At 69.8% G+C, this 20,053-nt stretch carries 17 protein-coding genes; 7 read left to right on the forward strand and 10 right to left on the reverse strand.

What is annotated here, in order from left to right:
• Nucleotides 1-98: 98 nt before the first annotated feature.
• The gene (locus ACQUQR_RS15015) at nt 99-968 is read right to left on the reverse strand and encodes a mechanosensitive ion channel family protein (protein WP_435197331.1); all 870 of its coding nucleotides are present in this window, start codon (nt 966-968) and stop codon (nt 99-101) included.
• A 168-nt stretch (nt 969-1,136) separates the two neighbouring features.
• Here ACQUQR_RS15015 and ACQUQR_RS15020 point away from each other — a divergent pair, with 168 nt between their 5' ends.
• Complete coding sequence (locus ACQUQR_RS15020) at nt 1,137-2,213, forward strand: helix-hairpin-helix domain-containing protein (protein WP_435197332.1); 1,077 nt, start codon at nt 1,137-1,139, stop codon at nt 2,211-2,213.
• Between the two features lie 37 nt (nt 2,214-2,250).
• On the opposite strand, the gene ACQUQR_RS15025 is transcribed toward ACQUQR_RS15020, so the two are convergent.
• The 5 genes from ACQUQR_RS15025 to cobN form a co-directional block, all read right to left on the reverse strand.
• The gene (locus tag ACQUQR_RS15025) at nt 2,251-3,549 is read right to left on the reverse strand and encodes a cobyrinic acid a,c-diamide synthase (RefSeq protein ID WP_435197333.1); all 1,299 of its coding nucleotides are present in this window, start codon (nt 3,547-3,549) and stop codon (nt 2,251-2,253) included.
• A gap of 97 nt (nt 3,550-3,646) precedes the next feature.
• Nucleotides 3,647-4,423: a CbiX/SirB N-terminal domain-containing protein gene (locus tag ACQUQR_RS15030; RefSeq protein ID WP_435197334.1), complete on the reverse strand. Its 777-nt coding sequence runs from the start codon at nt 4,421-4,423 to the stop codon at nt 3,647-3,649.
• A 113-nt stretch (nt 4,424-4,536) separates the two neighbouring features.
• Nucleotides 4,537-5,292, reverse strand: coding sequence for a cobalt-precorrin-7 (C(5))-methyltransferase (locus ACQUQR_RS15035; RefSeq protein WP_435197335.1), 756 nt, complete (start codon nt 5,290-5,292; stop codon nt 4,537-4,539).
• Nucleotides 5,289-6,002: a precorrin-8X methylmutase gene (locus ACQUQR_RS15040; RefSeq protein WP_435197336.1), complete on the reverse strand. Its 714-nt coding sequence runs from the start codon at nt 6,000-6,002 to the stop codon at nt 5,289-5,291. The genes ACQUQR_RS15035 and ACQUQR_RS15040 overlap by 4 nt, the downstream gene beginning before the upstream one ends.
• A complete protein-coding gene (cobN, locus tag ACQUQR_RS15045) occupies nt 5,992-9,918 on the reverse strand; it encodes a cobaltochelatase subunit CobN (RefSeq protein ID WP_435197337.1) in 3,927 nt (1,308 codons plus the stop codon). The genes ACQUQR_RS15040 and cobN overlap by 11 nt, the downstream gene beginning before the upstream one ends.
• A 34-nt stretch (nt 9,919-9,952) precedes the next feature.
• Between cobN and ACQUQR_RS15050 the strand changes: the two genes are divergently transcribed.
• The 5 genes from ACQUQR_RS15050 (at nt 9,953) to thiC (ending at nt 15,074) form a co-directional block, all read left to right on the forward strand.
• Nucleotides 9,953-12,223 (forward strand): VWA domain-containing protein, encoded by a 2,271-nt coding sequence (locus ACQUQR_RS15050; protein WP_435197338.1) that lies wholly within the window; start codon nt 9,953-9,955, stop codon nt 12,221-12,223.
• Nucleotides 12,224-12,275: 52 nt separating this feature from the next.
• Nucleotides 12,276-12,464, forward strand: a complete 189-nt coding sequence (locus tag ACQUQR_RS15055) for a CbtB domain-containing protein (protein ID WP_435197339.1) — start codon at nt 12,276-12,278, stop codon at nt 12,462-12,464.
• A gap of 5 nt (nt 12,465-12,469) precedes the next feature.
• Nucleotides 12,470-13,195, forward strand: coding sequence for a CbtA family protein (locus ACQUQR_RS15060; RefSeq protein ID WP_435197340.1), 726 nt, complete (start codon nt 12,470-12,472; stop codon nt 13,193-13,195).
• Complete coding sequence (locus ACQUQR_RS15065; RefSeq protein ID WP_435197341.1) at nt 13,195-13,539, forward strand: (2Fe-2S) ferredoxin domain-containing protein; 345 nt, start codon at nt 13,195-13,197, stop codon at nt 13,537-13,539. Before ACQUQR_RS15060 ends, ACQUQR_RS15065 begins: the two co-directional genes overlap by 1 nt.
• A gap of 89 nt (nt 13,540-13,628) precedes the next feature.
• Nucleotides 13,629-15,074, forward strand: a complete 1,446-nt coding sequence (gene thiC / locus ACQUQR_RS15070) for a phosphomethylpyrimidine synthase ThiC (RefSeq protein ID WP_435197342.1) — start codon at nt 13,629-13,631, stop codon at nt 15,072-15,074.
• 51 nt (nt 15,075-15,125) lie between these two features.
• Here the strand turns inward: thiC and bioD are convergent, their stop codons facing one another.
• From bioD to bioB, 4 genes are read right to left on the reverse strand one after another with little or no spacing between them, the layout of a single operon-like run.
• Nucleotides 15,126-15,797, reverse strand: a complete 672-nt coding sequence (gene bioD / locus ACQUQR_RS15075; RefSeq protein ID WP_435197343.1) for a dethiobiotin synthase — start codon at nt 15,795-15,797, stop codon at nt 15,126-15,128.
• Nucleotides 15,794-17,041, reverse strand: coding sequence for an aminotransferase class I/II-fold pyridoxal phosphate-dependent enzyme (locus ACQUQR_RS15080; RefSeq protein WP_435197344.1), 1,248 nt, complete (start codon nt 17,039-17,041; stop codon nt 15,794-15,796). Before ACQUQR_RS15080 ends, bioD begins: the two co-directional genes overlap by 4 nt.
• Nucleotides 17,042-18,106, reverse strand: coding sequence for a transcriptional regulator (locus ACQUQR_RS15085; RefSeq protein ID WP_435197345.1), 1,065 nt, complete (start codon nt 18,104-18,106; stop codon nt 17,042-17,044).
• 1 nt (nt 18,107) lies between these two features.
• Entirely contained in the window at nt 18,108-19,226 is a 1,119-nt protein-coding gene (gene bioB / locus ACQUQR_RS15090; RefSeq protein ID WP_435197346.1) for a biotin synthase BioB, read from the reverse strand.
• A 128-nt stretch (nt 19,227-19,354) separates the two neighbouring features.
• Between bioB and bluB the strand changes: the two genes are divergently transcribed.
• Nucleotides 19,355-20,050 carry a 5,6-dimethylbenzimidazole synthase gene (gene bluB, locus ACQUQR_RS15095; protein ID WP_435197347.1) on the forward strand — a complete coding sequence of 232 codons (696 nt, stop codon included), beginning with the start codon at nt 19,355-19,357 and terminating at the stop codon, nt 20,048-20,050.
• Nucleotides 20,051-20,053 lie beyond the last annotated feature (3 nt).

Genomic DNA, 20,053 nt, shown 5'->3' on the forward strand with positions numbered 1-20,053 from the left:
GGCTCCGAGTAGCCACAGACTCCCGTGCTCGTGTCGAGACACTGCGTCGTACTCACTTCTCGACTGTTATGTATGTTGTTGACAGCCAGAAGACAGCATCACCCCCCGAGGGCGGACGGTGGCCCCCCGTCGTCGACCGCGATTTCCCCCGAGACGTCGTGCTGGGTGGTCGTACTCAGGTCGATACCGGCGGCCTCACACCGCGTTTTGACGGTCTGGATGTACTCCGAGCGGGTGACGGAGAAGTCCTCCCGGTCCGGGTCCGCGATCCAGAACCGGGACTGGAGGAGCACCGAGTTGTCCCCGAGGTCGGTGACCCGGACGGAGGGAGCCGGCTCCGCCAAGATCTGCTCGTGGTCCGCGGCGACATCGGTGAGGATGCGTGTCGTCTCGTCGATATCGTCCCCGTAGCCGATGCCGACGCTGTAGGAGATGCGGAGCGTGTCGTTGCTCATGCGGTTCGTGACGGCGTTCGTCGCGAGCTCCGTGTTCGGGACGGTGATCGTCTCGTTGTCGAACGTCCGGATCCTGGTGACCCGGAACCCGATATCCTCGATGAACCCCGCCTTCTCCTCCCACTCGATCCAGTCGTCGATGTTGAAGTTCCGGTCGTGGACGATGAACACCCCCGCGACGAAGTTCGAGAGGACGTCCTGGGCGGCGAAGCCGACCGCGAGCGTGACGGCGGCGACGATGAGCGCCGACCCACCGAGGAACGCCGTGAAGCCGGCCATCGAGGCCCCGACGGCGATAGCACCGAGGACGACCACGACCCGGAGCACCTTCTCGAACGCGCGCTCTAACGTCGGCTCGAACGCCTGTCGTGCGAACAGCCAGCTGACGGCCGGGACGACGACGAGCCGCCCAACCCCGTAGAGGAGCGCCGAGACGAGCACGAACTCCCCGAGCTGCGCGAGGAGCGCCGCGTACTTCGCGGGCAGGGAATCGAAGACCTCCTGAAGCGCCATACACCCGTAACAGCTGGCTGCGGAATGAAAGTTGGCGAAATCACGACGGGACGGACACCGCATCGAGGCGTCCCCGCCTGGTGGTGCCCCTCTCCTCCGTCGGAGGGGCCGCCCCGGTTCGCCGGAGCCGCCGATACACACAAGTGACCGTACTCGGACAGGGTAGGCATGACCAGCGACGAGGACCACGAGTTCCTCACAGGAATCGACGGTGTCGGTGAGACCGTCGCAGAGGCGCTGTTGGTGCGCTACGGCTCCGCGGAGGCGGTCCTCGATGCGTCCGAGTCGGGATTGCGGAGCGTTCCCGGCGTTGGGGAGACGACGGCGAAGAACATCACACAGGCTGCCGGGACCCCGGGTGAGAGCCGGGGCGGGGCGGGATCGACGGCCGCGGCGAAGCGCGCGTTGATGCAGGTCGATGGGGTCGGGGCGGCCGTCGCCGAGCGACTGGTCGAGCGGTTCGGCTCCGTCGAGACGGTGCTCCGGAAGAGGGAACACGAGCTCACGCAGGTCGACGGCGTCGGGCCGGCGGTCGCCAGTCGCCTCACGCGCGCGAGCAGCGACGGACCGGGGTCGATCACGGTCCCGGAGTCACCCCCGTCGATACGCTCACCGACCGAGCGCGCCCTCGACGACCGTGGCGGCGGACGGCCCTCGGACGACGCGACTCGGGGCGAGGAGCCTGACGCGGACGAGGGGTTCACCGTGCAGAACATGGTCTATTCGGGGGCGCTCGGACTCGACCTCGAACTCGATGCCGTCGTCCTGGAGATGCCGGGGGCGACGCTCGAGGAGAGCGACCGTGGCGGGAAACGACTCGTCTACGACCCACCCGTGGCGGGAACGGTGCGTGTGACCGAGCGCGGGAAGCTGCTGATCGCCGGCGTGGCGAGCGAGGCGGCCGCCGAAGACGCCGTAGAGACGCTCAACGAGACCCTCGATGCGTTCGACCCCAAGGCGCTTCGCCCCCCCAACGACGCGGTCCACGAGCGCGTCGACGAGCTGGCGCGGGAGCTGGGGATGGCCGACGACCCGGTCGCGGCCGCCCACGAGCTGGTCGACGAGTACGACGACGCCGTCCCCGGCAACGCGCGCGGTGACGACGGGAAGGCCGCGATGGCGGTGTATCTGGCCGCGGACGGGCTCACCCAGTCGACCGTCGCGACGGCCGCGGACGTGAGCAGTGTCACGATCCGGAACATCACGCGGGAGTTCCGCGACCGCGTCGACGGACGCCCCTCCTGAACACGAGCCCCCCCGACACGTGGGCTGTCCGTGTTTCTCACAGCGAGTCGACGAACGCGTCGAACGCCCCGCTCTCGGGGTGGACGTGACAGTACGTCCCGAGCGTCCGGTGTTCGGACAGCCCCTCCCGCTGGTCGTCGATTCCCTCGCCGCGCACCACGTCGAACGCGAACCGGGCATCGGAAGCCGTCTCCGCGCTGGAGTAGTGGAACTCGTGGCCACGGATGGAGGTTCCCGCGGACGCGGTGAGGGTATCACGGCGGGCCCGGAGTTCGACGTGGTCCAGCCCCTGATACCGGTCGTGCATCCGCACGGCCGCGGGGAGGACGCCGGCCATCTCGTGGGTCACCCCCTCGGCAGTAGTCAGCGACTCGGTGAGCGCCATCAGCCCGCCGCACTCGCCGAGGACGGGGAGACCGTCGGCCGCTTCGGCACCCAGCTGTCGGAGCGCCGGACTCTCCGCGAGTGTCTCGGCGTGCAACTCCGGATACCCACCCGGGAGATACACCCCGTCACAGGCGGGCAGGTCGTCGCCGGCGGTCGGCGCGAACGTGACCACCTCGCCGCGCTCGCGGAGTCGCTCGACGGTCGCCGGATAGCAGAACCGGAACGCCGCGTCCCTGGCGACGGCGATGCGCTTGCCCGTGCGCGCCTGCTCGGGCGTGGCCGCCGGTCGCGGGGGTGTGCGCGCGAGGTCGACGAGCCGGTCCGTCCGGAGGTGGTCGGCCGCCGCGTCGAGGACCTCGGGCGCGAGGGGTGACTCGTCGCCCATGTGGAGTCCGAGATGGCGGTCGGGGATCTCGAGGTCTGCCTGTGGCGGGATACGGCCCAGATACGCGATGTCGTCCGGGAGGGCGTCTCGGATTCCCTCCTCGTGGCGGCCGCCGTGGGCGCGCTGGGCGACGATACCTGCGACTTCGACATCGCGGCCCGCGTGCGACGCGAACTGTCGGAAGCCGAGCGCGGTCGCGGCGACGCTCTCCATCCCGGCTTTTGCGTCGACCACGAGGACGACCGGGAGGTCGAGCGCCTCGGCGACCATCGCGGTGCTGGAGCCGTCGCCGTCGTACAGCCCCATCACCCCCTCGACGACGCAGACGTCACCCGAACCGCGGTAGTAGTTCCGCCGGAGGCCCTCCGTGCCCTGGAGCCACAGGTCGAGCGTCCGCGACGGGCGGCCGGCCACCCGTTCGTGGTGGCTGGGGTCGATGAAGTCGGGTCCGGCCTTCGCCGGCTGAACCGCGTAGCCGCCCTCGTCGAGCGCCCGGATGATGGCGAGGGTGGCGACCGTCTTCCCGACGCCCGAGTGGGTGCCACCGAGGACGAAGCCCTTCATCGGCCCACACCGGGCGCGTCGTTGGGGCGTTCGCGGTGGAGCGTGGCTATCGGTCCGGCGGTGAGAGGCGTCATTGACGAGGATTGAGGCCCCCCGGTCAAAGCCCTTCTCCGTCGGTCGCGACCGGGCGATGCTCCTCCCCGCGCACGAGCGAGGGGGACGCCAGTCCATCGGCTGAAGCCAGTGCGCGCTGTCGTTCGACCTCCGCGTGCACCGCGTCCGCGATACGGGGGTGGTCCCCCAGTGGGTCGGTGTACACGAGCCCACCGCGGTCGAGCTCGAGTTCGGCGGGGATGCTCTCCTCGGTGGCCGCCGACCGCGACAGGAACAGCGGGACTGCGACCGCACGGTCGGTCGCGATGTTGTACCGAACGCACTCGACGGCGGGGTTCTGGAGGAGATAACACGTCACCACGTCGCCGTAGTCTGCCCCCTCGCGGATGCGGGCCGCGTGATAGTCCGCAGTTCGGCGATGGTGGGGCTTGGAACTGCTCCCGAACCCGACGAGAACCAGCGTCACGTCGTCGGCAGGGGGCACGCGTGCCGCAGCTCGCGCTTCGATAGCCCCGGTGACCGCCGGACTCCCCCCGACCGGGTCGCAGTAGTAGACCTCACCCGGGACGTACGAGAGGACGGCGGGAACGTCGTTGAGCGTGTCGTGGGTGTGGGCGGTACACATCGGAACCGCGTACACGCGGTCGGCGGTTATCCCCTGGAGCTGGTCGCGAAGTTCGCGAATCGGCTCCTCCTCGTAGGTCGCGACCTCGATGGTCTCGACCGACGTCAGGGCCGCGAGCCGGGTAGCCTGGGTGGCGAACACCTCGCGGGCGTTTCTCGTCTCGCGGCCGATGAGCAGGATGGATTCTGAAGTCATATATCTCGGTTGGGAAAGTGAGCTTGAGTTTCCCCAATCTTGCTTGTATAGGGGCTTGCGGTGGGATGGGAAATAAGTTTTGGTCACCCGGGCCCGCCCCGGGGACGGTCCGCTTATTCGCGTCGGACCGCCAGGACGGAGAGGTCAGAGAACGGGGAGCTGTCGACCTCACAGCGGGCCGCGAGCGCCCCCAGCGTCGTCCGCGTCACGGACTCGTCGTCGTGTGTCAACCGCTCCAGAACGAGCGCGTTCAGTTCGGGTGGCGCGCCAGCGTCGAGCAGGTCGGCCGCGATGTCCTCCGGCATCCAGTCGTAGGGGCGAGGGAGGACCAGCAGATGCCGCGTGCCGACGTGGGCCCGGAGCCGGTCGATGTCGGCCGTGATATCCCCGCTCTTGTGGAGCGTCACGAACTCGGTGTCCTCCATCGGCGTCCGTGCCCGACTCGCGGCCACCTGCAGGGAGGAGATCCCCGGGATGACCCGGACCGAGGCGTCGACGGCGGCCTGCACCTTCCCGACGAACTGGTAGCCGGAGTGGTTCGGGTCGCCCATCAACACCGCCGTGCCGGCCGCCCCGTCGGCGACCCGCTCGGCGAAGCTCTCGAGCGTCGCCGCTTCGTCACGGTACCCGCAGGTGAGCAGGTCCGCGTCGGTCCGCTCGCGAACGAAGTCCACGACCGTCTCGAACCCCACGACCACGTCCGCCTCCCGGATAGCGCGGTCACCACGCGGCGTCAGGTACTCCAGGTTCCCCGGGCCGATGCCGACGGCGGACACCGTCTCCGCGGTGGCCGGACCGTCGGGTTCGGGCTGGGCCGCCGCGAGTGTCGCCGGGTCCGGGCCCGACTCGAGGTCGTATCCGTCGCTCATGGCAGGACGAGCTCGTCTTCTCGCACGTCACTGGCGACGTGGACGAGTTCGTTCGTCAGCCCGGCAGCCAGGCCGCTTCCGCCACGGCGACCGACGTTCGTGATGGCGGGGACGCCGTGTACCGCGGCCACCTCCCGGAGCCGGGTCCTGCTCTCCGCCGCCTTGACGAAGCCGACCGGCGTGGCGACCACGACCGCGGGCCGCGTCCCGTCCTCGATACAGTCTGCGAGCGCGAGCGCGGCGGTCGGGGCGTTTCCGACGACGGCGATGGCGTCGTCGTACGCCCCCGCCCGGTCGAGTTCGAACACGGACGCCGCCGTCCGCGTCATCCCCGTCTCGGCCGCCAGCTCCGCGCCGTTCCCGATCGCCTTCCGGACGGGACAGTCGTGGCCGCGCCCGGTGATTCCCGCCTTGACCATCGTGATGTCGGTCACGATCGGCCGCTCCGCGAGGACGGCCCGGGCGCCGGCGACGACCGGCTCGTCCGCCGTCTCGCCGGTGAACCGGACGAGATGCTGGAACTCCGGGTCACCCGTGGCGTGCACGGCCTTCTGGCGGATGCGGTCGGCCAGCGTCTCGTCCGGGACGAGCTCGCGGACGCGATCCATGCTCGTCTCCGCGATCGCCATCGCGTTCTCCGTGGTCGCTCCGAGGTCGGCGTACGCCTCGAATCCGTCCTCGTCCTCGGTTCTCCCCTCCTCAGTCGTCATCGCTCGTCACCTCCGAGGGGGCTCCGCGGTCCGCACGCGCCTCGAGGTCACCGTCGACCCGGAGGTTGATATCCCGGAGTCGGTCGGCCGTCGCATCGTCGGCGTCCCACAGCCCCCGGTCGATCGCCTCGAGGAGTGTCTCGGTGATACTCTCCAGCGCCCACGGGTTCACGTCGCGTAGCCACGCCTGCCGGTCCGCATCGAACGCGTACTTCTCGGCGACATCGTCCCAGAGCGTGTCGCTCACGACGCCGGTGGTCGCGTCCCAGCCGAGCACCACGTCCACCGTGGTCGACAGGTCGCCGGCACCCTTGTAGTCGTGTTCCTCCATGCTGTCGAGCCAGTCGGGGTTGAGCACGCGGGCCCGCATCGCCTTGCGGACCTTCTGTTCGTTCGTGTAGACGGCCACGTTGTCGGGATCGCTGGAGTCCCCGACGTAGGAGGCGGGCTCCTCGCCGGCGATCTCCGCGACGGCCGTGATGAACCCACCGTGGAAGGCGTACCAGTCGGAGCTGTCGAACTCGTCCTGTTCGGCCGTGTCCTCGATCTTCACGGTGGCGTCGACGTTCCCGAGACGGCGCTCGAAGGCGTCGTGCGCCTCGGAGACGCGCCCCCGCTTCCCGAGCGCGTAACCGCCCCATTGGACGTACACCTCCGCGAGGTCCGAGCGGTCCTCCCAGTTCCCCTCGTCGACGGCCTTGTTCGTGCCCGCACCGTAGCCGCCGGGGCGGGTCGTGAACACCCGCCGTTTGGCAGCCGATTCGGGGTCGTCGACCCCCTCGGTCGCGAGCTGCTCGGTCTCCTCCTCGACGTGTTTCTTCACGTAGTTCCGCTCGTGCGGTTCGTCGAGCGCGACCACGGTGTCCACGGCGTCGTGGATGACACCCGCGGCCTGCGGGAAGGCGTCGCGGAACAGCCCCGAGACCCGCGTCGTCACGTCGATGCGGGGTCGCCCGAGCTCCTCCAGCGGGATGGGCTCGACGTCGTCGATGCGACCGGCGTCGGTCCAGACCGGCTCGACGCCCATCAGCGCGAGCACCTGGGCGATGGTCTCACCGCGGGTGCGGACGGTCGGGGTCCCCCAGGCGACGACGCCGACCTCCTCGGGGTACTCGCCCGCTTCGTCCCGGTGACGGGTGGCGATACCCTCCGCCACCTCCCGCCCGACGCGCCACGCGCTCTTCGCGGGGACCTTCCGCGGGTCGAGCGTGTAGAAGTTCCGGGCCGTCGGCAGCAGGTCGACCCCGCCGCGCGTCGGTGCACCACTCCCCCCCGGTGGGACGTACTCGCCCGCGAGCGCGTCCGCCGTGCGAGGGATCTCCGCTTCCGCCCCTCCCACGCGCGGGGCGACCTCCTCACAGATGAACGCCAGCGCGTCCCGGAGGTCGTCGTGCGCGCCCGACTTCGCGCGCGCGTCCCCCAGCGGGTCGAGGTCGACGACGAGGAGGTTCATGTTCACCTCCTCGTCGGGGCCGGCCGCGACCTCCGAGGCCGGGATGTCGAACTCGTGTTCGGCCAGCGTCTCGACCAGTCGCAGGCTCGTCTCGTACACCTCGTCGGCCGCCTCGGACAGCGTCATGCCGAGGGCCTCGTCGTAGGTCCCGGGGGCGTCGAGCATCCGCTCGTAGTCGACACCGAGCACGCCGGCCACGCTCTCCCGGAGGCTCGGCCCGCCCGGGTTCTCCAGTCGCGTCAGTGCGACGAGATACTCGACGAGCCGGGAGCCTTCGGGGGGTTCGCCCATCGTGTGAAGCCCCATCCGTATCTGGGTGGTCTTCACGTCGGTGAGATACGTGTGGACCCGTTCGACGAGCTCGTCGATGGACACCTCGTCGCCGTCGACGGCTCCCTCGGCGAGCGTGGTTCCGGCCTCCTCCGGGCCGCGCACGTCCGCCTTCTCGTCGATCTCGCCGTCGATACCGAGCTCCACCGCGAGGTCGAGGTCGTCGACCGTCTCCCGGAGTAGGCGTTCGAGCCCCTCGCCGTCGTCGGTGCGGGCGTCCTCCATCCCGGCTTCGCGGTACTGGTCTGCGAGCGCCTCGAGTTCGGCCAGTTCGTCGTACGTCCCGGCGTTCCGCATGACGGGGGTGAGATAGTCGACGATGGCGGCGTACGACCGTCGCTTCGCCTGGGTCCCCTCACCGGGGTTGTTGATGATGTACGGGTAGACGTTCGGGAGGTCGTCGACGAGCTGGTCCGGGGCGCTCTCCCCGTTCAGGCCGACGGTCTTCCCCGGCAACCACTCCAGGCTCCCGTGGGTGCCGAGGTGGACGACCGCGTCGGCTTCGAAGCTGTGCCGGAGCCAGCCGTAGAACGCCACGTAGTCGTGGGGGGGCTGGAGGTCCGAATCGTGGTACACCTTCGAGGGGTCCATCCCGAACCCGCGCGGCGGCTGGACGGTGACGAGGACGTTCCCGAACTCGACGCCGGGGATGGCGAACGGGCGGTCGGGGACCGCCCCCCACTCCGCCTCGATGTTCGCCTGGAACCGGTCGTCGGTGGCCGCGAACCACTCGCGGTACTGCGCCGTGGAGACGACATCCACGCTCAACTCGCGGACGTCCGCCGGGGCGACCCAGCGGTCGTCCAGGGTCAGCTGGGCGGTCAGTCGCTCGACGAGTGCCTGCCCGCTCTCCGGGAGGGTGCCACCGAGGTCGTACCCCCGGTCGCGGAGTTCCTCGAGCAGGTTGACGGTGCTCTCGGGGCTGTCCAGGCCGAAGGCGGTACCGATGCCGTCGTCGCTCGGCGGGTAGTTGTGCAGGACGACCGCGACCTGCTTCTCCTCGGTGGGCGTGTGTCGCAGCTGCGCCCAGTTGACCGCGAGCCGCGCGGCGTGGTCGACCCGGTCGTCGATGGGGAAATGCTGTTTGGGGGCACTCCCGATGCCGGCCTCGTCGTCGGTGCGCTCCTTCCCGCTGATGGGGTGGGTGATGACGTTCCCGTCGAACTCCGGGAGCGCGACCGAGAGGGCGAGTTCGAACCCCATCACGCCCGTGTCGCTCGCCTCGTACCGGGAGCGCGAGCGCATCGTCGTCACCGTCTGGATGACGGGGACGCCGAGTTTGTCGAGGAAGACGTCCGCGGCGGCGGCCCCCTCGTCGTCCGCGGCGCGCCCGCGCTCGGCCATCGACAGCGAGAACATAAACGAGGAGAGCACGGCGTCGACGACGGGCTCACCGCCATCGAGAAGCCACTCCGCCGTGACGCGTTCCGCGTCCCACTGCTCGTCGGTGTCCGTCGCCGGGTTACAGAAGATCGGCAGCGCGTCCGCACCCTGCGACTCGATGGCCCGCACCTGCGCGTCGACGTAGCGCGTGTTCTCGTGGGTCCAGTGGGACTCGTAGAACCAGACCGCGACCGTCGGCTTTCGCGGGTCGAACGTGGCGACGAGTTCGTCGTACGACGCCCCCGGGTGGTCGGGGTGGTAGACCCCCTCGGTCGGGAGACTGATCGGGGCGTCGTACGCGTAGTCACCATCGCCGAACTCGTCGGCGAGGAACCGCAGGCAGTTCGCGACGTTGCTGGTCCCCCCACGGTCCAGATACTCGTAGACGCTGTCGCGGGCCGCCGCGGGGACGGACGTGTCCTCGAGGGCGTAGGCGTCACCGGTCGACTTGACGACGAGGGGGACGCCGGCATCGTCGAGTCGGCTGACAGCGTGACTGTATCCCGGCATGCTCTCTTCGGCCCCGTGGAGCCAGAAGATCGCCGCCGTCGCGTCGTCGTCCGACGCCCTACTGCTGGACGCGTCGGTGTCGGCGGGGCCGACGAGTTCGTCGAGGAACGCGTCGACGTCGCGCTGGTCGTCGAAATCGCTCTCCGATCGGACGACGAGGTCGATATCTGTTCGGGTCGCGGCTCGCTGGATCGACCCGAGTTCGTTCTCGGTCGCGGTGTAAAGGCCGATTGTTGGCATAACGTTGTTAAACCTCTATTGTGCTAATACAAGTATGGTTGATTTAGGCGGAGGCAAAAAAGCTTCGCACGGCCGAGCCACACCGTGCGAGTTCGTAGATATCGTCGGGCAGGCCGAGCTCAAGCGGGCGCTGCTCACCGTTGGGGCGAACACCGACCTGAACGGGCTGTTGATTCAGGGGGAGAAGGGCACCGCGAAGTCGACGGCGGTGCGGGCGCTCACCGACCTGCTCCCGCGACAAACCGTCGTCGAGGGCTGTCCGTACGGGTGTCCGCCGGACGAGCCGAGCCGCCAGTGCGACGAGTGCCGCGCCCGGACGGCGCCACCGACGACGACGCGAGCGGTTCCGCTGGTGACACTCCCGCTGGGGGCGACGCGCGAACGGCTCGCCGGGACGCTCTCCGTGGCGGACGCGCTGGCCGGCGAGTACGAGTTCGACCCCGGACTGCTCGCCCGGGCGAACCGCGGGGTCCTCTACGTGGACGAGGTGAACCTCCTCGACGACCATCTCGTGGACGTGCTGCTCGATGCAGCGGCGAGCGGCGTCAACACCGTCGAGCGCGACGGCGTGAGCGTCTCGCACCCCGCGGACTTCACGCTCATCGGAACGATGAACCCCGAGGAGGGCGACCTCCGTCCCCAGCTCCGCGACCGGTTCGCGCTCCAGGCGACGGTCACCGGCTGTGCCGACATCGACGAGCGGGTACGTATCATCGACCAGGCCATCGGCCGGGAAGCGGACCGTGTCGGGGCCAGTGACACGACCCGCCCGGAGACGGACGCGTACCGTGACCAGCTCCGAGCGGCCCACGGCAGCGTCGGCGACGTCGAACTACCGACGGCGCTGGCCCGCGAGATCGCGGAGCTGTGTCGCGATGCCGGCGTCGACGGCCACCGGGGCGACATCGCGACCGCCCGCGCCGCGATGACGTTCGCAGCGCTCGATGGGCGGGCGAGCGTCACCGAGGCCGACGTGCGGGAGGCGGCGACGCTCGCGCTCCCCCACCGACTCCGTTCCCGCCCCTTCGAGGACGCACCCGACGCCGACGAGCTCATCGACGACCACTTCGAGGACGGCACTGACGAGGAGCGTCGAGACGACGGGGACGAGGCCGGTGACCGGGGCGACGGCGGGGAAGGAGCGGATGGGGCAGAAGCGGATGGAGCAGGAGCGGACGGAGCAGGAGCGGATGAAGACGCGAGCGGAAGCCACGGAGACACGGCGGACGACGGCCACGGGGAGAACGGGGGGGAACCAGGTGGTAGGACGGACGAACGGGACGGCGAATCCCACGAGGACTCGACGGACACCGGGGGGACCGACGGCGAGCGCGGCTCCGCCCCGCGGTCCGCCGAGGCGGACGGCGACCCCGAGACGGAGCCGGCCGAGAGCGAGCCGGCACCGTCGGCCGATGGGGGCCACGGGGGCGGCGGGGACGCCGACGCACAGGGGGAGCCGCCGGACGAGACAGAGGACGGGGCGGAGCGGGCGCCGGTGGTCCCGGGGCAGTCCCGCGCTGGCGTCGGGCCGGGGGCATCACCGGAGCTGTCGGTCCCGGACGCCGTGGACGACGGGCGCGCTGGCGGTGGCTCCCGCGCGCGAAGCCGGCCGCACGTGGACAACGACGGCGCCCGTGTTCGCAGTCGGCGAGCGACGACGGCCACGCGCGTCGACGCCGCCGCGTCAGTACGGGCCGCCGCCGCCCGTGGGTCCGCCGCCGTCGAGTCGCGCGACCTGCGGGAGTCGGTTCGGCAGGGGGACGCCTCCTCGCTGGTCCTGTTCGTCGTGGACGCCAGCGCGTCGATGCTGCCCGCGATGCGGACGGCGAAAGGGACGGTCCTCGAACTCCTGAAGGACGCGTACCAGCAGCGTGACGAGGTCGCGTTCGTCACCTTCGCGGGGGAGACGGCGGAGGTGGTACTCCCCCCGACGAAGAGCGTCACGCTCGCCGCCCGGCACCTCAAACAGCTTCCGACCGGGGACCGGACGCCGTTGCCCGCCGGGCTCCGGACCGCCTGCGAGGTGCTCGACCGGGCCGACCCGGCCGCCAGCGTCGTCGTCCTCGTCACCGACGGGCGGGCGAACGTCGCGGCGGAGAGCCCCGTCCGTGAGACCCGCGACGCCGCGAGACGGCTCCGTGAACTCGGGACGCACGTGGTCGTCGTCGATGCCGGCGAGGGGGACCGAGCCGCGATGACCGAGCTGATCGCCGAGGAGACGGGAGGCGAACGCGTGCCGATCGGCGCGCTCTCGGCCGAACGCGTCGAGTCAGCCGTCGGAGTGGCACACGAGAACCAGGGGTGAGCCATCCGGAAGTTTTACAACTCCACTTGTATTTATCCAAATGTGGTTTAGAATGGCAACAGCCAACAACACCGTTACCGGACGTATCGAACAGGCTCGATTCGAACTCTCGGCGACGCAGGTCGCCGTCGGGGTCGCGCTCGTGGCCGCACTCGGCTTCACGCTGCTGTTCCTCCAGGAGCCGGCCGCGCACGATTCGCTCCACAACTTCCGGCACGCCGCGGGGATCACCTGCCACTGAGACCGATGTTGACACGCTATCTCGTGCGCGGCCTGAAAGCCGGAACCATCGGTGGCATCGTCTTCGGCCTGTTCGTCGCGCTCGTCGGCAACCCACTCATCGGGTACGCCGAGACGTTCGAACACGGCCACGGTAGCGGTCCCGTCGTTCCCGGGGTCGTCACCACGGTCGTGAGCATCCTCGGCGGAATCCTGCTGGGAGTGCTGGTCGGCGTCGTCGTGTTCGGGGTCGCGTTCTACGTCCTCGAACCGGCGATCCCCGGCGTGGGTGAGACGAAGAGCTACCTGCTCGCGGCTGCCGGGTTCCTCACCGTCTCCGGCGCCCCGTGGTTGGTGGTCCCACCGCAACCCCCCGGCGTCGAACAGACGCTCCCGACCGACGTGCGGCTCCTCTGGTATCTACTCATGATGGTCGCCGGCGCGGTCACCTGTGGGCTCTCCGGGTACACGTACACCCGGATTCGGACGCGGTACGGCCGGGAGGTGGCCGCCATCGGGGCCGTCGCCGTCCTGGGGCTCCTTCCCGTCGTCGCCGTGTTCGCACCGGCGAACGCGGCCTCGGGGCCCATCCCCACCGACCTCGCCGCCGTCTTTCGGACGGTCACCGCCGTCGGCCAGCTCGGACTGTGGTTCGTGCTCGCCAGCGCACACGCCTGGCTCCACGACCGGGACCGTGCGGCGGCCCCTGACCTGATGGCGGCCGACGCGCACGGCTCCTCGCTCGCCGACTGATGCAGGAGCGAACCGAGGCCGTCCTCGCGAACGGGTTTGCCGACCACGTGCTGGTCTGTACGAACGCCCGGGACACCGAGTACGCCTGCTGTGCCGACGCACACGGCGAGGACGTGTACGAGGCGGTGAAAGCGTGGCTGCGCGACCGGGGCGTCTTCTGGTCGCAGGTCCACGTCGCCGAGACGAGCTGTCTCGGCCTGTGTAGCGCCGACGGGACGGCCATCGCCATCCACCCACGCGGTCGGTGGTATTCGGACGTTACCCCCGACGACGTGCCGGAGCTGCTCGAACGCGAGTTCGGGCCGGAGGCGTCGAAGCTGGGTGTCGAGCCGTCGCCTCCCTGACTCGTCCTGCCCGGCTGCCGACCCGCGCACGCGACCACCACTGCGGACTACCGGACCACTTATTACTCGGTAGTATCACTAGGTGGTTCATGGTACGAACGCAGTTGCAGCGGGCCGTCGACGGGGAGATCACCCCCGCCATGCGACGCGTCGCGGACCGGGAGAACCGTGACCCGGAGTTCATCCGGCAGCAGGTCGCGGAGGGACAGGCAGTGATCCCGACGAACCACGCCCACGAGTCGCTCGACCCGATGATCATCGGGCGGGAGTTCTCGACGAAGGTCAACGCGAACATCGGGAACAGCGACACGACGAGCGACATCCGGGGCGAACTCCGGAAGCTCCACACCGCGGTCCACTACGGCGCGGACACGGTGATGGACCTCTCGACTGGAGCGGACCTCGACGAGATCCGCGTCGCCAACGTCGAACACTCCCCCGTTCCGGTCGGCACCGTCCCCATCTACGAGGCCGTCAAGCGAGCGGAGAGCCCCGCGGAGATCACCCACGAGCTGCTGGTGGAGGTGATCGAAAAACAGGCCCGACAGGGAGTCGATTACATGACCATCCACGCGGGCGTGCTCATGGAACATCTCCCGGTGACGGACGGTCGCAAGACCGGTATCGTCTCGCGGGGCGGGTCCATCCTGGCGCAGTGGATCGAGGAGAACGGGATGCAGAACCCGCTGTACGCGACGTTCGAGGAGCTCTGTGAGATCTTCGCCGAGCACGACGTGACGTTCTCGCTCGGCGACGGCCTCCGCCCCGGCTGTCTCGCCGACGCCAGCGACGAGGCGCAGTTCGCCGAACTCGAGACGCTCGGGGAACTCACGCGGACCGCGTGGGACCACGGCGTCCAGGTGATGGTCGAAGGGCCGGGACACGTCCCGATGGACGAGATCGAGGCGAACGTCGAGCGACAACAGGAGGTCTGTGACGGCGCGCCGTTCTACGTGCTCGGCCCCCTCGTGACGGACATCGCGCCGGGGTACGACCACATCACCAGCGCGATCGGCGCGACGGAAGCCGGCCGTGCGGGAGCCGCGATGCTCTGTTACGTCACCCCCAAGGAACACCTCGGCCTCCCCGAGGAGGCAGACGTGCGTGACGGTCTCGCCGCGTATCGGATCGCGGCCCACGCGGCGGACGTCGCCACCGGGCTCCCCGGCGCACGCGACTGGGACGACGCGCTCTCCGAGGCGCGGTACCAGTTCGACTGGCGGCGGCAGTTCGAGCTCGCGCTCGACGGCGACCGCGCCCGAACCTACCACGACCAGACGCTCCCCGGCGACAACTACAAGGAGGCCCGGTTCTGCTCGATGTGCGGCGTCGAGTTCTGCTCGATGCGGATCGACCAGGACGCCCGCGACGCCGATGGCGAGATGACCGCGCTCGACGACGAGACGGACCTGACCAGCTCGCCCGCCGCGGAGGTGAACCTCCCTCCGGTGGGGACACACGACACCAGCCGCGTCCCCGAGGAGATCGAGATCGACGGCGTCACCTTCACGCCCGAGTCGCGCGCGGACGACTGAGTTCGGTCGTCGGACCGTCGAGCAACCGGTTCGACGGCCCCGGACACCACGCTAGCCGACGGTATCGAGCAGCGACCGCGAGAGGTTGTCCGCCGTCTCGGTGACGACGGCCGTCGGGTCCGTCAGGTCCAGCGGTGGGAGCGTCTCGACCGGCAGGTCGACCATCCGCGCGAGCACGGCCGGGTTCGTCCGTTCGGCGACGGTCGCCGCCTCGTACTCGTTGAGAACGACACCGCGGACGGGGATATCGCGCCGACGGAGCGCCTCGACGGTCAGCGCCGAGTGGTTCAACGTCCCCAGCCCCGACCGGGCGACGACCACGGCGGGGAGCCCGAGGTCGGCCACGAGGTCGATCACGTCCCGGCCCTCGGCCAGTGGCACACGGAGCCCGCCGACGCCCTCGAGGACGCCACACGCCGCGTCGGCCAGCGCCCGTTCACAGTCCGTCAGGATCGCCTCATAGGAGAGGGCGCGACCCGCCTCGTCGGCCGCCACCTCGGGAGCCAGCGGCGGCTCCAGCCGGCGGAGACAGGTCGCGGCGGCGGCCGTCCCGCAGACCTCGGCGACGAACCCCGCGTCGTCGTCCGGCGGGTAGCCCGTCTGACAGGGTTTGACGGCCCGGGCGTCGACGCCGGCGTCCCTGAGGGTCCCGACCAACCCCGCGGTGACGACGGTCTTGCCGACGCCCGTGCCCGTCCCGACGACCGCGAAGTCCTCGGTCACAGCAGCTCCAGCGCACGGCCCGCCTCGCGGAAGGCCGCCAGACAGCGGTCGATCTCCTCGGCCGTGTGGCTCGCCATCGGTGCCACCCGAACCCGGCTGGTCCCCTCGGGGACCGTGGGCGGTCGGATCCCCGGCGCGACGACGTTCCGCTCGCGGAGCCGCTCGGCGAGCGCCATCGCGGTGTCCCGGTCGCCGACGACGACGGGCAGGATTTGGCTCTCCCCCCACACCTCGTACCCCAGTTCCTCGAGCCCATCGCGCAGCCGCTCGACGTTCGCCCAGAGCCGTGCCGGCCGGTCGCCGTCCCGGGCGATCCGGAGCGCCTCGCGGGCAGCCGCCGCGGCCGGCGGCGTGAGCCCCGTCGAGAAGACGAACGAGCGGGCGGCGTTGAGCAGGTGCTCGATCAACACGTCGCTCCCGGCGACGTACCCGCCCTGGCTCGCGAGCGCCTTCGAGAGCGTCCCCATCTGCACGTGGACCCGGTCGGCGAGCCCCTCGCGCTGGACGAGACCGCCGCCCGCCTCGTACAGGCCGGTCGCGTGCGCCTCGTCGACCATCACCCACGCGCCGTACTCCTCGGCGAGATCACAGAGCTCCTCGAGGGGAGCCACGTCGCCGTCCATGCTGAACACGGAGTCGGTGACGACCAGCCACGACTCGTCCCCGGTCGCCTCGTGGGCGCGCCGGTCGAACTTCGCCCGGAGGTCGTCGGGGTCGCAGTGGTCGTACACCCGCGTCTCCGCGTCGGCGAGCCGACAGCCGTCGATGATGCTCGCGTGGTTCAGCTCGTCGGAGAAGACGACGTCCGGAGCCAGCGCCGAGAGCACCCCGAGGTTCGTCGCGTAGCCCGACGAGAACACGAGCGCACGCGCCGTGTCCTTCGTCTCGGCGATATCGCGTTCGAGGGCGCGATGGACCCGCGTGTCACCGGTCACGAGCCGGCTCGCGCCGGCACCGGTGCCGATCTCACGGGAGGCCTCGGCCGCCGCGGACTGGACGCGCTCGTCGGCCGCGAGCCCGAGGTAGTCGTTCGCCGCGAACACCAGTCGCGTTTCGTCGGTGAACTCGGGGACTCCCCCCTTCGGGTCGGGGGCCACGCGGCTGCGCGCGGCGACCCGTTCGGCCGGAGTGAGGTCCCGTCTGAGCCCCCGTCGTTCCCGCGCGGCGAGCCGGGCCGCGAGGTTGAAGCCGTGTCCCTTACTCCGGGCCGCCTCGGTCCCACCCAGGTCCGGTTCGCCGCGCATCTAGAACCCCGGCATCAGCTCGGCGGGGCCGAAGACCCCGTACTCGCCGGCGCGGTTACGGCGGACGGCCGCTTTCACGTAGCCCAGCGCCGGGCCGTTGACGTTGGCCGCCATGCTCGTGGCGTCGTCGAGCTGGAAGGTGTTCGTCCCCGTCTCCCCGTCGAACGTCCGACCCGTGACGCGCACGGTCGTCGTCGTGGGCTTCTCGTCGGATGTGACGTCGAGGATTCCACCGACCGTCACGTCCGCGGCGTCGCAGATTCCAGCCCGCTCTAAGAGCACGTCGTCGGCGTGCTCCATGTCCCGGAACTCGATGACGCCGTCGTGCTCGTCGATGACCGCCGCGATCTCCGCGTCGCTCATCTCGCGGGCATCGTCGATGTCGTATCCCGGCAGGTGAGCGATGTCCTCGCGGACGGTGCCGCGGTTGTCCTCGTAGCCGGATCTGAGCCCGACACCCCACCAGATATCGACCGATTCGACCTCGACGAACGACTGGGCCGCGATGGCCGCCGCGCCGGTGAGAAAGCCGGGCGTGGCCCCCGCACCGCAGACGAACGTGATGCCTTGCTCTCGGAAGGTCTCCGCGCGCTCGTCGAGCATTCCGATGACCCGCGAGCGTTTGAGCACGTCGACGAGGACGCCGGAGTAGTCAGCCGCCGCGAAGCGGTCGGCGACCCGCGGGATGAAGTCGTGCTCGAAGTTCGGGAGCGCGATGAGCACCGCGTCGATGCGGTCGCTCTCCGCGATGACGGCGTCGATGGGCGTCTCCGTGGCGGTCGCCTGTGCCGACGCGACGACGCCGGCGTCCTCGCCGGTCTGCTTGACGCCACCCACGGTGGCCGTCCCACCGTCCGTACTCGCGTCGCGCCCCTCGGGGTCGCTCGCGATGTTCCCCTCCGTCGCCGCGAGCAGCTCCTCTACGTCGAGGCCGTCGTGGTCGATGGCGACCCCGTGGCGGTCACACGCCGCGACGGGCGTCAGCCCCGCCTTGTGCGTCGAGACGTCGAGCATTCGTCGGCCGATACCACCGGTACCAAGCACTGCGAAGTTGATCTCGTGCATCTTACTCCTCCAGTTCCGCGTTGCTGATCGCCGATCCTGCCGCCGTGTCTACCGTCCCGCGGTCCCGTGTCCTCCCGGCCTTGACTGCCTCCGTATCGAACTCGTGTACCGCCATGTTCGGCTCCAACCCGGCGCGCTCTATCACCTCGATGTCGTCACCGGGTGACTGCCCCGACGTGGTGAGATAGTCGCCGGTCAGGATGCCGTCGGCTCCCGCCTCGAACGGCAGGTGCTGTTCGTCCGTTCCGAGGTTGACCTCACGGCCGCCCGTGAGCCGCACCCGTGCGTGGGGGTGGAGCAGCCGGTAGACCGCGATGGTTCTGATGAGGTCGTCGGTGGAGATTGCCGCGCTCTCACCGAGCCGGTCGCCAAGCGGCGTCCCCTCGATCGGATTGAGGACGTTCACCGGCAGCGAGGAGACGCCGATCTCCTGCAGCGCGATGGCGGCGTCCACGCGGTCAGTCGGCGTCTCACCCATGCCGAGGATGACGCCAGCACAGAGGTCCATCCCGGCCGCTTTGGCGATCTCAAGGGTCTCCACGCGGTCCTCGAAGGAGTGGGTGCCGACGATCTCCGGGAAGAACCGGGGGGAGGTCTCGATGTTGTGATTGTAGTGGTTGATCCCCTCGTCGGCGAGGATGCGGGCTTCCGTCTCCGTGAGGATGCCGAGCGAGGCGTCCACTTCGACGTCGGTCTCGTCGCGGACGAGGCGGATGGCCCGGAGCACCTCCTGCCACTCGTCTGGTCGTCGTTCCCTGGAGACGCCCTTCTCGGCGACGACGATGCCGAACCGCTGGGCCCCGTCGCGCTCGGCCCGTTTCGCCGCTTCGAGTATCTCCTCGGGATCGAGAAACCCGTACGTCTCGATGCCGGCGTCGAAGTGGACGGACTGGGCACAGAAGCCACAGTCCTCGGCACAGTTGCCCGCTTTCGCGTTCACGATGGAGCAGGCGTCGACCGTATCGTCGCCGAACTGAGCGCGCACGTAGTCGGCGGCGGCCGCGAGCTCCCCGACCGGCTGGGCGATGAGCGCCAGCCCGTCACGGCGGTCCAATCGTTCGCCCGCCAACACCCGCTCGACGGCGTCGGCGATCGTCGTGTTGTCGATCTCGTAAACCACAAATTTGTCGTCGGTTGACGAGCCCAAAAAGGTTCGGTCGCTCACAGATACTCGGGGACTCCCCGGGGGAGATGTCGAGGGGGCCGGACCCACAACCGATATACAACCACCCATTCAGTATCTCAAGTATGGTTGCATTCGGATCGGGTGAACGGAAAGCCGTCTACAGCGCCATCTACGCACGGCGGGATATCAGGCGGTTCCGCGACGAGCCCGTCCCCGAGGCGGTACTGGAGCGCGTGCTGGACGCCGCACACCACGCACCGAGCGTCGGGTTCTCCCAGCCGTGGGACTTCGTCGTCATCGAGGACGACGGAACGAAGGCGGCGGTAGCGGGGATCGCCGAACGGGCGATCGCCGCCGCCCACGAGGGGTATCGGGAACCCCGGAAGGCGGCGTTCGGTGCGTTGAAACTGGAGGGGATCACCGACGCCCCGGTGAACATCTGTGTCACCTGCGACCCGACGCGTGACGCTCCGCACGTCCTCGGGCGGAACACGATGCAGGAGATGGACGTCTACTCCACGTGTCTCGCGGTCCAGAACCTCTGGCTGGCCGCGCGCGCGGAGGGGGTCGGCGTGGGGTGGGTCTCCTTTCTCTACCCCCACGAACTCCGGAACGTACTGGAGATTCCCCATCACATCCGCCCCGTCGCCTATCTCTGTGTCGGCTACCCCGAGGACGGCTTCCCCGACGAGCCGGTGCTCCAGCAGGAGGGCTGGCGCGACCGTCTCGACCGAGACGAACTGGTCCACGACGGTCGCTGGGAGCCCGCCAAGACCCCCGACGGCGACACACGGTCGGAGCGCGAGACCGATAGCTAACGG

Origin of the sequence: Natronomonas sp. EA1 (assembly GCF_051195035.1) — an archaeon.
In the GTDB taxonomy this organism is placed as follows: Archaea; Halobacteriota; Halobacteria; order Halobacteriales; family Haloarculaceae; genus JBNTJV01.